Origin of the sequence: Kocuria sp. JC486 (assembly GCF_011602805.1) — a bacterium.
Taxonomy (GTDB): domain Bacteria; phylum Actinomycetota; class Actinomycetes; order Actinomycetales; family Micrococcaceae; genus Kocuria; species Kocuria soli.
Genome location: NZ_JAAOZS010000026.1, coordinates 15,267 through 31,841, shown reverse-complemented (window position 1 = coordinate 31,841; position 16,575 = coordinate 15,267). Strand labels below are relative to the sequence as shown.

11 protein-coding genes are annotated in these 16,575 nt (G+C 65.1%); 4 read left to right on the top strand and 7 right to left on the bottom strand.

Going from position 1 to position 16,575, the window contains the following annotated elements:
• Window positions 1–146 precede the first annotated feature (146 nt).
• The 3 genes from GWK18_RS11495 to ugpC form a co-directional block, all read right to left on the bottom strand.
• Window positions 147–851 (bottom strand): response regulator transcription factor, encoded by a 705-nt coding sequence (locus tag GWK18_RS11495; protein ID WP_166835369.1) that lies wholly within the window; start codon window positions 849–851, stop codon window positions 147–149.
• Between the two features lie 109 nt (window positions 852–960).
• A complete protein-coding gene (locus tag GWK18_RS11490; protein ID WP_166835367.1) occupies window positions 961–2,565 on the bottom strand; it encodes an AbgT family transporter in 1,605 nt (534 codons plus the stop codon).
• Between the two features lie 462 nt (window positions 2,566–3,027).
• On the bottom strand, window positions 3,028–4,200 hold the full coding sequence (ugpC, locus tag GWK18_RS11485; RefSeq protein WP_166835366.1) for a sn-glycerol-3-phosphate ABC transporter ATP-binding protein UgpC: 1,173 nt from the start codon (window positions 4,198–4,200) through the stop codon (window positions 3,028–3,030).
• Window positions 4,201–4,448: 248 nt separating this feature from the next.
• Here ugpC and GWK18_RS11480 point away from each other — a divergent pair, with 248 nt between their 5' ends.
• Window positions 4,449–7,676, top strand: a complete 3,228-nt coding sequence (locus GWK18_RS11480) for a glycoside hydrolase family 2 TIM barrel-domain containing protein (RefSeq protein ID WP_245193250.1) — start codon at window positions 4,449–4,451, stop codon at window positions 7,674–7,676.
• Between the two features lie 80 nt (window positions 7,677–7,756).
• Here the strand turns inward: GWK18_RS11480 and GWK18_RS11475 are convergent, their stop codons facing one another.
• The 4 genes from GWK18_RS11475 to GWK18_RS11460 are packed head-to-tail and all read right to left on the bottom strand — an operon-like array spanning window position 7,757 to window position 13,353.
• Entirely contained in the window at window positions 7,757–9,184 is a 1,428-nt protein-coding gene (locus GWK18_RS11475; protein ID WP_166835362.1) for a sugar ABC transporter substrate-binding protein, read from the bottom strand.
• 12 nt (window positions 9,185–9,196) lie between these two features.
• Window positions 9,197–10,156 (bottom strand): carbohydrate ABC transporter permease, encoded by a 960-nt coding sequence (locus GWK18_RS11470; RefSeq protein ID WP_166835360.1) that lies wholly within the window; start codon window positions 10,154–10,156, stop codon window positions 9,197–9,199.
• Window positions 10,157–10,183: 27 nt separating this feature from the next.
• Window positions 10,184–11,128 carry a sugar ABC transporter permease gene (locus GWK18_RS11465; protein WP_123826546.1) on the bottom strand — a complete coding sequence of 315 codons (945 nt, stop codon included), beginning with the start codon at window positions 11,126–11,128 and terminating at the stop codon, window positions 10,184–10,186.
• Between the two features lie 8 nt (window positions 11,129–11,136).
• The gene (locus GWK18_RS11460) at window positions 11,137–13,353 is read right to left on the bottom strand and encodes an alpha-galactosidase (RefSeq protein ID WP_348535938.1); all 2,217 of its coding nucleotides are present in this window, start codon (window positions 13,351–13,353) and stop codon (window positions 11,137–11,139) included.
• A 136-nt stretch (window positions 13,354–13,489) separates the two neighbouring features.
• Between GWK18_RS11460 and GWK18_RS11455 the strand changes: the two genes are divergently transcribed.
• The 3 genes from GWK18_RS11455 to galK are packed head-to-tail and all read left to right on the top strand — an operon-like array spanning window position 13,490 to window position 16,567.
• Window positions 13,490–14,272 carry a DeoR/GlpR family DNA-binding transcription regulator gene (locus GWK18_RS11455; protein ID WP_348535937.1) on the top strand — a complete coding sequence of 261 codons (783 nt, stop codon included), beginning with the start codon at window positions 13,490–13,492 and terminating at the stop codon, window positions 14,270–14,272.
• Window positions 14,253–15,374, top strand: coding sequence for a galactose-1-phosphate uridylyltransferase (gene galT, locus GWK18_RS11450; RefSeq protein WP_233568883.1), 1,122 nt, complete (start codon window positions 14,253–14,255; stop codon window positions 15,372–15,374). The genes GWK18_RS11455 and galT overlap by 20 nt, the downstream gene beginning before the upstream one ends.
• Window positions 15,371–16,567 carry a galactokinase gene (galK, locus tag GWK18_RS11445; protein WP_233568884.1) on the top strand — a complete coding sequence of 399 codons (1,197 nt, stop codon included), beginning with the start codon at window positions 15,371–15,373 and terminating at the stop codon, window positions 16,565–16,567. Before galT ends, galK begins: the two co-directional genes overlap by 4 nt.
• Window positions 16,568–16,575: the final 8 nt, after the last annotated feature.

The following is a 16,575-nucleotide window of genomic DNA, read 5'->3' as shown; positions in this document are numbered from 1 at the left end:
ACTACATCGCCAGATCGCTGCTCGAGACCGGCGGGTTCAGACCCCAACTACACCCTGGATCATGATGAGCCACCAAAATATCGTTGTGCGTGGCCAGAGGGCGTCGCCAAAGGGGCAGCTTGGACTGCCTTGTGGCCAGGGGATTGTCACCTCGATCGCGGGGAAATCAGACCTAGTTCGTAAGCGCGGATGAGTAGCTGGACCCGGTTCGATGCCTCAAGCTTGCGGGCTGCCCCCGTCAAATATGCTTTGACAGAACCCACTGAGACATACATGGCGGAGGCTATTTCTTGGTTGCTGATCCCTTGCGACAAATGAGCCAATGCTTTGTATTCGCGTTCGTCCAGGCCATACTTTCGAGCGGTTTCAGGTGAAATGTGGGCCCCGTGGTTTCCCACTGCTTGCGCCGCAAGTCTGTGTAGTAACTCCGGCTCAAGGACCAGGTTCTCCGTCAGGCAGCGGCAGGTGGCATCAAAGAGCGCCACCTCGTCCACGGTCTTGGTGAGGAAGCCGTGGGCTCCGGCGCGCAGAACCGTGACCGCGAACTCTGCATCCCCCGTCGAAGCTAGCGCCAATATGCGAACGCTCGGCTTGCGCCCAAGGAGGGATTCGATGGCTGTCGTCGCCCCGTCATGTGCGCTGTCCAGGTCCAAGAGGATGACGCCCACATGCTGGTCGGTCATGATCTCCAGGGCTTCGTGAGTCGATTGTGCGTGGGCGATCACGGTGAAGACTGGTTGGCGGGTTGCGTTGGCTGCGTCGGGGTCTCTGTCGGCCTTGCTGAAGCATGCGGTGAGTGCTTGCTGCAGCAGGGGCTGAGCGGTGATGATCAGGAGAGGTGTGGAAGACATAACCCCAGGTTAGCCGCCAGATTTACAAACGCAAAGTATGTGTCGACGATCGTCAGCCAGGTGTTCCCCAATGTGGGGACAGCTGTGATCCGGCAATGTCCCAGGCCTCTTACTGCACCGGACTCGCCGGACCCAGGGGGATCCCGAGCGCGATCCAGAGCAGGAAGAACAGGAACCACACCACCAGCAGGGCTATGGACAGCGGCAGCGTGAGTGACAACAGGGTTCCGATTCCGGCCTGGGGGAGGTAGCGCTGAATCATGCCCAGCGTCATGGCGAAGAAGGGGTTGAGCGGCGTGATGATGTTCGTCGTCGAATCCCCGATCCGGAACAGCATCTGAGTGGTCTCCGGGTTGATGCCCAGGTACATGAACATCGGCACGATCACGGGTGCCGTGAGCGTGTACTGCGCTGAGCCCGAGGTCACCAGGAGGTTCAGCACGGCGACCGCCAGCACCACACCCGCGAAGAGAACCACGGTCGGGACGTCCCCGCCTCCCAGCCACTCGGAGCCACGGATCGCCAGGACCGTGCCCATGTTGGTCCAGGCGAAATAGGCGATGAACTGGGCGGCCGCGAAGAACAGGACCAGCAAGGGAGTGACGTCCTTGAGGCCTTGTGCCATGAGTTCGGGCACGGCTGCGGGATGACGGATGGTTCGTGCGGTCACCCCGTAGGCCACGCCGGCGATCAGGAACATGAGGCCGATCGGGCCGGAGATGTCGGTGATCAATACAGAACTCAGTGTGCCCAGTTCCGGGTCCTGACCTGCCAGCGGAGAGAACGGTACGAACAGCAGCAGGAAGTACAACGCGGTGAAGACAGCGACGGCCACACCGGTTGCCTTGAGGCCCTTGACCTCCAGGGGCGTGTACACGCGGAGATTCTCCTGGGTCAGGGTGGGCCGATCGTCGTCGTCGATGTCCGTGCTGCCGCGCGCCTCGGCCTCCTGCTCGGCACGGTGGATCGGCTCGGTGAGTTTGGTCAGCAGGAACTCCGTGACCAGCGTGATCACGATGGCGAGGACGACGGCGGAGGCAGCCGAGAAGAAGTAGTTCGCCACTGGGGAGACCTGGTACTCGGGATCCACCAACTGGGCCGCCGATGTCGAGATCCCACCCAGCAATGGATCTGTGAGGTTCACCAGCAGGGAGGCGTTGAACCCGGCCGAGGAGGCGGCGAAGGCGACCACGCCACCCAGCACGGCCGACCGGCCGGCCGCCTTGAAGGCGGCAGCCCCCAACGGGATGAGGACCACGGTGATCGCATCCGAGGCGATGGATCCGGTCACGCCGGCCAGGGCCAGAACGAAGGTCAGCCAGCGGGCGGACACCTTGGACACCACCACGCGAAGGGCGGTGTTGATCAGCCCGGAACCCTCCGCGACGGCGACCCCCAGCAGGACCGTGAGCACCACACCGAGGGGCGGGAACTCGACGAAGTTGGGAACCACCCCTTCGACGATCTGACGGAACCCAGCCGCGTTGAGCAGACTCGTGATCGTGACGACGTCCCCGCTGGCCGGGTCCGTGGCCGAAACGCCCAGGCGAGCCAGGAGTTCGGAGAGCAGGATCACCACGAAGGCCAGGATCACGAAGATCCAGAAGGGGTGCGGCAGGCGATTGCCCACCCGCTCCACCCAGGTCAGTGACCGGGCCAGGAGACCGCCCGGTCCGGCTCCTCGGTTCAGTGCAGATGTGTTGGACGTGGCCATGACAGTCACCCAGACGTTGAGAGGCAATTGCGTGCGTCTGCACGCAGCTTCCGTGGGGACGACCGTATCAGTGCTGATGAACAGGGGTGAGAAACCCTCGAGGCAGGTCAAGCCGGGCTGATCTCCCCGGCGAAAATTTCTCGAGAAGAATTTGCAGAACTCGCGTCACGATTTCCCGGGTGCCCCGTCTAACCATCGAGAGCCGCACAAGGTTCTCGCACCATCGGTGCAGGAGAGATGCAGTTGTCCCTCGCCACGGCGAGGTTGACGCAGCCGGTCCGAGTGGGTGGCGGTGGGCACCGCGACTGATACCGGGCCGGTGGTCGAGGCGGTTGGGGCCGCCTCGACGCGGCGCACGGTCAGGCAGAGGCCGGGCGCTGGGCCCGGAGGCGTGGGACCTGGGAGAGGGGTCCGCGCCTCCGGGTTTTTCCAACCATTGGGGCGTCCCGGGTGGACTGACGCTCAGTCCTGTGCTGACGGTTGATCCGGCAGCCGTGCTCCCGAAGCCGTGTCGAACAGGTGGATCCGGTTCGGAGCGGGGGCCGCCCAAACGGTTTCACCGGAGGCGACCCGGCTCCTTCCCTCAGTTCGTACCACGATGGTGTTCGCAGACGACGCCTCTTCCTCAGATGTCTCGGCCTCCACTGCGGACGAGTGTGTGGTCACGATCTGGTTGGCCATGGTGACGGGAGCGAGCGCCCCGTAGAGGTAGGCATCTGCCCCCAGTTCTTCGACGACGTCGACGCTGATCGGCAGCCCTTGGCCCTCCTCGCCGACCTTCAGGTCCTCGGGACGGATGCCGATGGTGACTTCGTTCCCCGTGACAGCCGCACGCTGATCCTCGGTCAACCGGATCTTGGTGGAGCCGAGTTGGAGGACGCCGTCGTTGTCAGGGGTGGCACGGAAGAGGTTCATGGCCGGTGATCCGATGAAGCCGGCCACGAATTCGTTCGCGGGGTGGTCGTAGAGTTCGGCAGGCGTGTCAACCTGCATGAGCAGCCCGTCCTTGAGCACCGCGACGCGGTCGCCCATGGTCATGGCCTCGGTCTGGTCGTGGGTCACGTACACGGTGGTCACCCCCAGTTTGCGGGTCAGCGACGCGATCTGCGTACGGGTCTGAACACGTAGCTTGGCGTCCAGGTTGGACAGCGGCTCGTCCATCAGGAACACCTGCGGAGATCGCACGATCGCCCGCCCCATGGCGACGCGTTGGCGCTGACCACCGGACAGGGCCTTCGGCTTGCGGTCCAGGAATTCGCTGAGGTCAAGGATCTTGGCCGCTTCCTCCACCTGCCGACGGCGTTCGTCGGCAGGGACCTTGGCGATCTTCAGGGCGAACCCCATGTTCTCGGCCACGGTCATATGCGGGTAGAGCGCGTAGTTCTGGAACACCATGGCGATGTCCCGGTCACGGGGATCCACATCGGTGACGTCCCGCTCACCGATCCGGATCGATCCGCGGGTAACGTCCTCCAATCCGGCGAGCATGCGCAGCGTGGTGGATTTGCCGCAGCCGGAGGGGCCGACGAGGACCAGGAATTCGCCGTCGGCAATCTCCAGATCGAGATCGGAGACCGAGGGGCTGTCGGCCCCCGGGTACTGACAGGTCACGCGATCATAAGTGACTGTAGCCATCGTGATGTCTCGCTTTCTTTCCCGGCAGGTACGCGCCGGACGATCCGTTGGAAAGAGGGTGTGGCGTGGGCCACATGATCGACTATACATCTGGCGGCGTTGAATGGTAGAAAATGTTCGAAAATTACTTGGTTCTTGCGGCATTAGACTGCGGGTCTTCCCCTGATTTTAGGGGTTGAGAACACCGGGGGTCTGAATCGGAGCCCATGTACGCCCCACGGGCGGGGCGGTAGTGTGTTGTAACGAACATGGATGTTCAACGTTATGTTCATTTGATCGCAGCGTGCCTGTCGGTCAGACAGACTTCGCGGCGGAAGGTAGCGGCTGTGGAACCCGACGGCGGGCCCAACGGGCCCCTTCAGCAATCGACCTGCGTGCCATCGGCACAGGCCCCGGATCACGACTGGTATCAGCGGCCCAACGGTGATGCTTCGGCGCTTCCGCCGCGCTCCCACCTGGTGGCTGACTCGCCGGTCCTGGCATTGGGCGGACAGTGGGAGTTCCGCAGTTTTGCATCGGCGGAATCGGCTCGCCGGTTCTGCTCCTGGCCGGACCCGCTGCCCCCGCTCGGTGAGTCAATCACCGTGCCATCGCATTGGGTGCTGGATCGACTCGGTGTTCTTCGGGTGCACGGCAAGCCGTCGTACACGAATGTGAGGTACCCCTTCCCTGTGGATCCGCCCAAAGTCCCCGATCGCAACCCCACGGCTTGGTACCGGCGGACGTTCAAGTTGGCAGAACTCGTGGGCGACGGGCGGCCCGTACCTGGACTCGGCGATCGCTTGATTCTTCGGTTCGAGGGCGTGGAATCCGCTTACCGGGTATGGGTGAACGGTCAGTGGGTTGGTCAGGCGATGGGGTCGCGCCTGACGCACGAGTTCGATGTCACCGACGCCGTCCTGGCGCGCGAGGAGGCCCTCGGCTCGTGCACCGGCTCCGCCGATTCTGCTGTTGCAAATCCAACAGCCGTCGAACACGAGATCTCAATGCTGGTCCATCAGTTCAGCGCGGGCTCCTACCTTGAGGATCAGGACCAGTGGTGGCTGCCGGGGATCTTCCGCGGCGTCAGCTTGCTGCTTCACCGGCCGGGCGACGTGTGGGATGTTCACGTCGAGTCGGATTGGGAACCGGCCACCCGCGCGGGGCGCTTACGTTTTTGTGTGGAGGGTGACCCGAGTGCGTTCCCGGTGGCCGCAGAGATTCGACGTCCTGATTTCCCACCTGTCTCGGTGTCCATCGGCGGTGACCAGCCGGTCGACGTCGTCCTGCCCGATGCTCACCCGTGGTCGCCTGAAAACCCTGCCCTGATCGACGTCGACCTGACCACGGCAACTGGCGCGACCGTAGGTCTCCGTGCGGGCGTCAGGCGTGTCGGGATCGACGACGACGGCGTGCTGCGGGCCAACGGCGACGCCTTGCGATTCCGCGGGGTCAACCGACACGAATGGCACCCCGAACGTGGCCGAGCTGTGACGGTCGAGGACACGCGGCGTGACTTCTCGACCATGGTCGACCACCACGTCAACGCGGTTCGGACCAGCCATTACCCACCCGCGGCTCACGCCTTGGACCTGGCGGACGAGATGGGTCTGTGGGTGGTGCTCGAAGGCGACCTGGAGACCCACGGGTTCGTGACAGGGGACTGGGCCGGTAACCCGAGTAACGACCCGGCATGGCGTACCGCCATCCTGGACCGAACGGCTCGAATGTGGCACCGGGACAAGAACCACCCCAGCGTCGCCATGCTCTCGATCGGCAACGAATCCGGGACCGGTGCGAACCTCCGGGAGGCAGCGGACTGGTTGCGCGCTCGTAGCGAGTTGCCGGTGCATTACGAGGGCGATGCCGACGCCGCTTACACGGACCTGCACTCGCGGATGTACGCGACGCCCACGGAATGGGCGAAGCTCGCAGCAGGCCTGCCGCACCCGGCATGGGGCCCGGCCACCGCGGCCCGAGTCGTCAAACAGCCGATCGTTCTGTGTGAGTACGCCCATGCCATGGGCAACGGGCCGGGCGGACTGAGTGACTACGAGCAAGTTTTCCGTGCACACCCCCGTGCGTGCGGCGGCTTCGTGTGGGAGTTCAAGGACCACGGACTGCGCGTACCCGCTCCGGGCGGGGGAGAGCGGGTTGCGTACGGCGGCGATTTCGGCGAACTCGAGCACGACGGCAACTTTGTGCTCGACGGTCTGTGCTTCTCGGACGGCAGCCCGAGCCCGGGCATGACCGAATACGCCGCCGTGATCGACCCGTTGTGGATCGAACGAGATGACTCCGGAGTGCACATCGGCAACGGGTACGACCATTCGCGGCTGGAAGACGTGCTCGTCGTGGTCACCCGCGGACAGGAGCCGGAGACGTCCACCTTTGAATACCGAAGGGCGCAGCTGCTTCCCGGAGACAGGCACCTGGTGGTGATCGCCCCGGCGCGCCCCGGTGAGCAGATCAGCGTGGAGGTACGCGCCGACGTCGTGTGTGGCGGGAAATGCACGTCACGTACCCGTCGTGAAGTCTGGTCCGGTCCCCTGCCTGGGGCGGCGCAGGTCGTTGGGGAATTGTCCGTCGAGCAGTGGCCCGAACTCGTACGTGAGGCACGACTGTCCGTGTGGCGGGCACCCACCGACAACGACGCCGGTGGCATCGAACCGGCCAGGGAGAGGTTCGGTGACGACCCTCGTGTGGACTGGGACGCCTGGGCCGGGACGGACCCTCGGGACCGGATTGACGGGCGTGAGCCAGGCGCCGTGGTGCCGCTGGCCGACCGCTGGAAGGCTGCGGGCCACGACCGCCTGATGTCGCGACGGAACCGGGAAGCCGAAGAACACTCCCAGCCCGCCGTACTGCACAGGACCTGGAGTCCGGTCGGGGCAGTGTCACCGCGGCGGACCGGCCATCTGCGCCTCGCCTGGGCCGAGGAGGCCGACGGTTCCGGACTCCTGGAGGCGGTGATCGACCTTGACGAAGGTCCCCGACCCGGGCGGATCGGTGTCGAGTTGAACCTGTCCGTGGACACTTCGGGGACGGTCGAGTGGACAGGTGGCGGACCCGGTGAGGCTGCCCCTGACTCCGCACGGGCCTCCCAGTTCGGGCAGTGGGCATGTGCGGCGACAGACCTGACCACGGTCTACCCCGTGCCGCAATCCAGTGGCGAGCGGAAGGACCTGCGGCACCTGCGAGTGCCACTGAGTTCCGGCGAGGTCGCGGAGATCCAGGTCTTGGCGGTCGAGCTGGACGGGCGGCCTGCTCCGGAGGGTCTCTGGTGGGCGCTGAGCCCGTGGACGGATCGCCAAGTGGCGCGGGCAATGCACGCGGATGAGCTGCCGGACCCCTCCACTGTTGCCTCTTGGACACTGCACTTGGATGCGGCCTACGGCGGGCTGGGGAGCAGATCATGCGGCGTCGGCGTCGCGCCGGCAGCCCGAATTGAGGCCCGTCGTGCCCGGATCGTGGTGCGGCTCAACGGCTGGAGCTAGAAGGTCGACAGACCTGGTTGCCCGGTGTTCGCTGCGGGGGGCGGGCACAAGCTCGCCTCCGCAGCGCACACCGCGGATCGCTACTGCTCCTCGGTGAGGAACAGGTCGTTGATCGCCGCGTTGATCGGGTCAAGGACTTCTCCCGACGGTGGCCGGTCGGACCAGATCTCCTGGAACGCGGGTGTGGTCAACGCGGTGACATCCGCGCCGTGGCTGGTGATGGGCAGGTAGAAGGTTTCACCTTCGTCCACCGGGTCCGTGAAGGCCGAGGTGTCAAAACCCTGCTCGGTCCAGATCTCCTCCGTGCGCGCCACCGAGTCGTTGCGCGCCGGGAACACCACTCCGGCTTCGGCCACCACGGACTGGCACTTCTTGGAGCCCAGGAAGGCCACCCACTCGGCTGCCGCTTCCGGGTCATCGGCGTCAGCCGAGATCGAATCGGCCAGACCGTTGATCACGGTGGGTGCCGTGCCGTTGGGGCCTTCAGGCATGCGGGCCGTGCCGATGTCGAATTCCTCTGAACCCGCATACGCCGGCACCATCCAGGACCCGTCGGCCACCATGGCCACGGATCCGGACATCAACTGGCTCAAGGTCCCGTCGTCCTGGTTGAACTGCCCGTACTTGGGCATGTAGCCCTTGTCCGAAAGCCCGAAATACCAGTCCAGGGTTTCGTGCAGAGCTGGGTCGTCGTAGTTGTACTCGGTGCCCCACAGCGGTTGGTCGGTGGCTTCCCACCCGGCGCCGTTGGCGAACGGCCCCCACTGGCCCTGACCGGAGTTGCCACCTCCGGGGTCGGACAGGCCCAGGCCGTAGACGGCCACGTTGTCCTTGTCGAACCCGGGCTCGTCGCCGCGGACACCGTTTTCGTCGACGGTCAGGTGGGCCACCATGTCCTCGAAGCTCCCACCGTCCTGGGGGTTCCACTCGAGGTTGCCCAGTTCATCGGGCGTGACCCCGGCCTCCTTGAGCTCGGTGTCGTTGTAGAACAGGGCGATGGTGTCCCAGTCCTTGGGGCTGCCGTACTGGTGGCCGTCCGCGCCGGTCCAGATGTCCATGAGCCCCTCGGCGTACTCCGATTCCTCCTGGCCCGCCGTGGCTTCCTGCTCGTCCAGAGGCATCAACACCTCCAGATCCGCGTACTGCGGATAGCGGGACACATGGTTCACGAACACATCCGGACCCGTGTCGGCCAGGAACCCGGCTGTGAGCCGCTGCCAGTAGTCGTCCCAGCCGGTCTGGGTGATGTTGACCTTGTACTGAGGATTTTCCTTCTCGAACAGGTCCGCGCACTCCTGATAGGCGGGAAGCTGTTGGGTGTCCCACATCCAGTAGTCGATCACGTTGCTGTCGCCCTGTTCCTGGCCGCAGCCACTGAGGAGCAGCCCCGCCGTCGTGGCAATGGCGGCGGTACTGAGCCACCGCGACCGGGAGGGTCGAGTGCGTCGTGAGCCGGGGTCCGAGGTCGACAGGGGTCGGCCAGTGCGGGTGAAAATGCTGTATTTCATGGTCCGAAGTCCTTACTTGATGCCCGAGAAGCCGATCGAGTTCACGATGCGGCGGGCGAACGCCATGAACAGGAGGAACATGGGCAGCGCCGCGATCAAGGACGCCGCCATGAGCCCGGCCCAGTCGGTGCCTGACTGCGGGGACTGGGCGCGGAAGACTCCGAGCGCCACCGTCAGGACACGTGACGAGTCGGTGTAGGAGACCATCAGCGGCCAGAAGTAGTCGTTCCACGCCGTCATGTACGTGAGGATCGACAGGGTCGCGATGGGGGAGGCGGCCATGGGGAGGATGACCTTGAAGAAGGTCCCGATTCTTGAGGCACCGTCCAGGCGGGCAGCGTCTTCGATCTCCATCGGGATGCCCATGAAGAACTGTCGCAGGAAGAACACGGCGAACGGGGTCATGAACATCGTCGGCAGTGCGATGCCCAGGACGGTGTCGATCAACCCCAATTGCTTGATCAACACGAAGTTCGGCAACAGCGTGAACACGGTCGGCACCATGAGCCCCGCCAGGAACAGGGCAAACACCTTGTCCCGGCCCTTCCAGCGCAGGCGGGCGAACGCGTAGGCCGCCATCGCGGAGAACAGGACCTGGCACACGGTGACCAGCGTGGCGACCATGACCGAGTTCAACAGGTAGCGCCAGAAGTTGAGCTCGGCACCCGAGCCACCTTCGGCCAAGGCCTCGTCGGTCGACTGCATCCCCAGCACGCGTTCGAAGGCGCCCGTGGTGAACTCGGGTGGTGTCAACGAACCGGGTTCGCTGAGCAGCCCGGGGTTCGTGGACAAGGCTGTTCGCAGAATCCAGTAGAACGGCAGCATGGTGATCAGCAGGATCACGATCATGACCGTCCAGGCCAGGACCTTGCCCGGTGTCGGCAGTTTGCGTCGTCGTCGAACCTCGGCCCGCTCGGGCGGGTTCGTCAGGGGCTCAACGGAATCTGTGGGTGTGACGGGTGTCGTGCTCATGGCTCAGCTCCTTCCTGTCCGGCCGTTTCAGCCCATGTCCGACGTGTCCGCGCGGGACAGGCGGTACTGGATGACGGTGATGATGCCCAGAACGATCAGCAGCCCCACGGACATCGCGGAGGCGTAACCGAACTGGAAGCGGTCGAAGGCCATGTCATAGATGTACAGCTGCAGGACGTTCGTGGCGTTCGCGGGTCCACCGGCAGTGGTCACGGCCACGGTGTCGAAAACCTGGAACGAGCCGATGATGGTCATGATCAGGACCAGCGCCATGATCGGTCGGAGCAACGGCAGGGTCACGGAGAAGAAGGTCCGGACCTCACCTGCCCCGTCCAGGCGGGCGGCTTCGTACACGCTGGCCGGCAGGGTCTGCAGCCCCGCAAAGATCAACAAGGCCGTGTATCCCATGTGTCGCCAGACATTGACCAGGGCGATCGTCGGGATGGCCCATGCGCTGTCCGTGAAGAAGCCGATGGGGTCGATCCCGAGCCAGCTCAGAATCTGATTGCCGACGCCGAACTGCGTGTCCAGGATCCAGACCCACACCAGGCCGGCCACCACGTTGGACACCAGGTACGGGGTCAGCACCAGACCGCGCAGCAGGGTTGACTGGGTGAGGCGGTACATCAGCAACGCGATGATCATGGCGACCACGGTCTGAATGCCGATGTTGAGCACCACGTAGTAGACGGTGGTCTTCATGGAGTCCCAGAAGATGGGATCCGCGATCAGCCGTCGATAGTTGGCCAAACCGACGAACTCGGCCGGGGTCAGCAGGTTGTAGTCGGTGAAGCTCAACCAGATTCCACGGATCAAGGGCCACAGCAGGAAGACGCCCAGGCCAAGCGCCGCGGGGGCGATGAACATCAGCGCCACGCGGGTGTCGTCACGGCGCTTTCGAGGCGGCGATTGAGCCTCCGTGGCGGTGCTCGATGATGCCCGGGGCCCTGTCGAGGGCGATACAGCGGTCATGACTTTCCTTAGGCCGAGAGATGGAGCAGGCGGATACGGTCGGGGCGCAAGTTCGGGGTGTGGAATCCCGCATGCTGCAGGACGCTGCCTCTAGCGGTGGCGCCGTTGGGCCACCAGGACGGTGCGGTGAACCCGGCGTCCTCAGCTGCCGGGGTCACGTCCGTGATCGTGTACAGCGTGTTGGGGTCCAGCCCCGCCAAGGTCAGACGGCCCACGGGATCGGTCAAGGACACCCCACTGCAGACGACGGCGAACATGGCCTCGTGCCCATCGGCGGATACCACGCCGTGGACATCCCATTCGGGGTCTGCCTGGTCCGGCCGGACCAACCGCCCGTGGTGCAGGAGTCCGCGGTGTTGTTTGTAGAGGGAGACCCACTCGGAGAGTTCATCGAGTTCCGCCTCGGACGCCTGCGTGAGATCCCATTCCACGCCGAAATGTCCCCAGAGGGCGGTGCCCGCACGGAAGTTGACCGTGTGCAGTCGGCCGGTTTCGTGCGAGTGCCCGGCAGCCACGTGGCTCCCCATGAGTTCCGGTGGGACCAGCTGCTGGGTCCACCGGTGCATCTCCTGACGCTCGGCCGGGTCGATGCAGTCGGAGGTCCAGAAGCGATCGGTGTGTTCCAGGACCCCGAGGTCCACGCGTCCACCGCCCGATGCGCAGGACTCGATCTCCAGTCGGGGAAAGCGTTCCTTGAGTTCAGCCATGAGCCGGTAGGCGGCCAGGGTCTGCCGGTGGACACCAGGGGCGCCGTCCACCGAAGAACCGGCCTCGAGCAGATCGCGATTGTGATCCCACTTGATGTAGGCGATGTCGTTGTCCGTCAGGACTCGGACCATCTGGTTACGGACGTGCTCGTAGGCCTGTGGGTTGCCGATGTCCAGGACCTGCTGGAAGCGGCTGGACACGGGCAGGCGACCTTCCGGCGAGAGGATCCAGTCCGGATGGGCTCGGGCAAGGTCCGAGTCCACATTGATCATCTCCGGTTCGAACCACAGCCCGAACTCCATCCCGAGTGAGGTGACGTGCTGGACCAGCGGTGCCAAACCATTGGGCCAGACCTCCGGGGAAACCGTCCAGTCACCCAGACCGGAGGTGTCGTCGCGTCGGGAGCCGAACCATCCGTCGTCGAGGACGAATCTTTCGATGCCGATGCGGGCGGCCAGATCCGCCAGTTGTTGCAGCTTCTCCAGCCGGTGATCGAAGTAGACGGCCTCCCAGACATTCAGTGTGGCCGGCCGCTCTCGCCTGGGGTGCTGGGGCCGGGAGCGGATCCAGTCATGCAGCCGGTTGGCCTGGGCATCCAGGCCGACGCCGTAGGCGCCGTAGAGCCAGGGGGTCGTGTAGGACTCGTCCTTTCCCAGCACGATTTCTCCGGGGAGGAGCAACTCACCACCCCCGAGAGTGCGGTGACCCGAGTACTCGCGTTCGGCCCAGGTCCGGTGGTTGCCCGAGAAGCCGGTGTGCAAGCCCCAGACCTCGCCGTGGCGGAACCCGAATCCGGACTCACCCGCGATCATCAGGTGCGCGGCGTCGGCGCCGGTGCGCCCCTTCCGGCCCTCACGGAGGTGGAGGCCGACCGTGAACGGGGCCCGCTGGGCGCGGCGTTCCTGTCCCCAGTGCCCCGCGAAATCCTGCAACTCCGTCGCGCGCGCCGGGACGGGCAGTGTCATGCTCAGGTCGTCCAACCGGTAGTGCCCGTCGATGCGGTTGGTCACGGTGCTCTGCGCCCGCACCACGCCCTCTGGCGTCAGCTCCAGGGTGATCGTGAGGTCGATGCCATCAGGTGACCCGACATCAACGATCAAACGACCGGGTCCGAACTCGGAGAAGCCGTCACCCACCTCCTGCGCAGCGGTGTCGCTGGCTGCGTGGGGCAGGAACTGGGTCGTCTGCACGGAGAAATCCGGGGCCCACGCCTGACCGTCGCGGTGTCCCACCAGCCCGGGGCGGCCCGCCCAGCCCCAGCGGGGTTCCGGAATCACACCGACGTGCATGGGTGCATCCGGGCAATTGGCAACCTGAGCCGATTCAGTGGACAGGGCAACCATCCGCGCGTCGTGCGAGGTCAACTCACCCAGGTCAGCTCCCCAGTGGGCGATTGCCGGGATCCGCCCGTCCGGTCGGCTCAGCAGGACGGACACGCCTCCGGCGCGCAGGTGGATCTGTTGTGCGTTACCCGCGACTGCACTGGTGTGGACTGCAGCCTTGGTGGACTGGTTCACGGTCTCGAACCTCCGAGCCATCGATTATGTGGTCTGACTCACTCTAGAATGAACATAATCGAACATCAATAGTGATAGAACAATCATGACGAACCGCGGTGAGTGGCATCATGGAGGCGAGAGCAAGGAGATGGTTGTGATTGATCTACTGCCCGCCGAGCGTCGTGCGCGCATCCTCGAACAAACTCGTGCACAAGGTTCGGTGCGTGTCGCCGACCTGGCGCAGGTGTTGGGGGTCTCGGAGATGACCGTGCGTCGAGACCTCGACCAACTTGCAAGCGACGGGGAGTTGCACAAGGTTCACGGTGGGGCGCGGCTGGCGGCCCCGGGGTCGGCGTCGGAGGAACCAGGATTCCTGCGCAAGTCCCGATTGCATCAGGGGCAGAAGAGCGCCGTTGCGAAGGCCGCTGCTGCCCTGGTCGAACCGGGCATGTCGGTGTTTGTCAATTCCGGGACGACCACCTTCGCCTTGGCTCGCGAGCTGCGGGCCGTGGAGGACCTGACCGTCGTGACCAACTCGCCGCGCATCGCGCAGGTGTTCGAGGATCGCCCCGCGCCCGGCGGGCAGGTGGTCATGCTCGGCGGCGTCCGCACTCCCTCTGATGCACTCGTGGGGCCGCTGGCCGTCCGTTGCCTCGAGACGCTTCACGCGGATGTGTGCTTCATGGGCGTCCACGGCTTCGACATCGAGGCGGGCCTGAGCACCCCCAACATGCTCGAGGCGCAGGTCAACCGAATGTTCTTGGAGCACGCGAACCGTGGCGTCGTCGTCGCCGACGCGACCAAGTGGGGAACCGTGGGCCTGTACGGGTTCGCGCCGCTGGAGGTCGTCGACGACCTGGTCACGGACACCGGGCTGCCGGAATCAGCGCTGAACGAACTCGAGGAAAGGATCACCCGTGTCCACCGTGTCGCATGACCTGCCAGCGTCGTTGGTGCATCACATCTCCCATCGGCTCTCCGACGGTCGAGAAATCACGTTCTTCGGCCACGACGACGACGTCCTTCCGACCGTTGTTCATGACCCACGACCGGCCGCAGAGCGGGCGGGGCACGGGCAGCTGCGCCAAGACCCGTTGTCCGGGGACTGGATCGCGCTGGCCACGCACCGCCAGAACCGAACCCACCTGCCGCCCGTCGACCAATGTCCTCTGTGCCCCTCCGCGCCGGGGCGGCAGTCGGAGATCCCGGTCAATTTCGAAGTGGCTGTTTTCGAGAACCGGTTTCCTTCGTTGGGGCCTGATTTGGTCGAGCTTCCGGGGCCGGATCAGCTGCCGGAGATCGGGCACGTCCACCCGGCCGGTGGTCGGTGTGAGGTGGTGGTCTACACCCCGGAGCACGAGGGAAGCTTGGCGGAACTCGACCTCGATCGCGTTCAGCTGGTGGTTCGTGCCCTGGCGCAACGCACCGGTGCGCTGTCTCGGCTGAAGGGGGTCAAGCAGGTCTTTCCGTTCGAGAACCGCGGTGAGCAGATCGGTACCACGCTGCACCACCCGCACGGGCAGATCTACGCCTACCCCTATGTCACGCCCACTGCCCTGAAAACGGCGCGCCGGGCCGAACAGCACCTGAGCAACACCGGGCGAACGCTGCATGCTGACCTGTTGGAGGCGGAGCAGGCCGACGGCGAGCGCATGCTCCTGGCGGGTGAGCGCGTGAGCGCATACGTTCCCTGGGCAGCCCGATGGCCGCTGGAAGTGCACGTGGTCCCGCACCGTCATGTACCGGATCTTGCGGCGCTCACCGGAGAAGAGTTGGATGAGTTCGGTGCCGTGGTGCAGGACGTGCTGCGTCGGCTCGACGCTCTCTACCCCACTCCCACCCCGTACATTGCGGCCTGGCACCAAGCCCCGCTGGTACCTGGATTGCGGGAGGCTTCGCGGTTGCACCTGGAGATCGTCAGCCCGCGCCGGGCGGAGAACAAGCTCAAGTTCTTGGCTGGCTCCGAAGCTGCCATGGGCGCGTTCGTGGGGGATGTCAGTCCGGAGGAGACCGCGGCACGATTGCGAGGTGTGTTGTGAGCGAGGCAGACATGGTGCACAGCGGCGAGTCGAACCGGGCCCGCGCGCTCGCGGGGGAGTTCCAGCGGCACTTCGACGTCGAACCTGATGGGGTTTGGCGCGCGCCCGGTCGAGTCAACCTGATCGGCGAGCACCTCGACTACAACAACGGCTTGGTTCTGCCCTTTGCCATTGACCGCTCTGCGATGGTCGCCGTCCGACTGGTCCCGGACAGGGAAGAGAGTGACCTGACGTCGACCTGGATCGACCCCCGCACCGGGGAGCCTGCCCGTGCACGTCTTGTCGTCAGGGATGTGCAACCGGGTTCGGTGTCAGGGTGGGCCAGCGGTCCGGCAGGCGTTGCCTGGGCGCTGGAGCAGGCTGCGGGCGTTCATGTCCCCGCCTTCGAGCTGATGCTGGATTCCAACGTCCCCGTCGGTTCTGGGCTGTCCTCCTCCCACGCTGTGGAGGTGGCTGTGGCCATGGCGCTCAATGACCTCACGAACGCAGGGTTGAGCCGTCGCGACCTCGCGCGGGTGACACAGCGGGCCGAGAACGAATTCGTGGGAGCTCCCACGGGCATCATGGACCAATCGGCATCCCTGCTGGCCACGTCCGGCCACGCTGCGCTCTTGGACTGCCGGACCCTGGAGGTGGAGCACATTCCGCTGCAGCTGGCGGAGGCGGGATTGCGGATCGTGGTGGTTGACACTTGCGTGGCGCACAGTAACGACGACGGCGGATACGCTGCCCGTCGTGCTGCCTGTGAACGCGGAGCCGCTGCGCTGGGGGTCGAGTCCCTGGGTGATCTGCCCGTTGACGCGGACATCTCGGATTTGGACGAGGCCACTCTCCCCAGGGTTCGTCACGTGCTCCGGGAACGTGCTCGGGTGGACGCCGGCGTCGAGCACCTGAGAGCGGGGCGGTGGGCAGAACTGGGGAAGGAACTCACGGAGTCACACAACTCGCTGCGTGACGATTACCAGGTCTCCTGTCCTGAACTCGATGTCGCGGTCGAACGCATGTTGGGTGCGGGTGCCCTGGGTGCCCGGATGACCGGCGCGGGATTCGGAGGGTCAGCGATCGGTCTGGTCCCTGCTGATGATCTCGAAAGCGTGAAGGTCGAGGTGCTGGCCGCATTCGATGAACGCGGTTGGCAGTCCCCGCGTCTCTTCACCGTGTTGCCCGGGCCGGGGGCGTCCCGGGTGGGCTGACGCCGTGC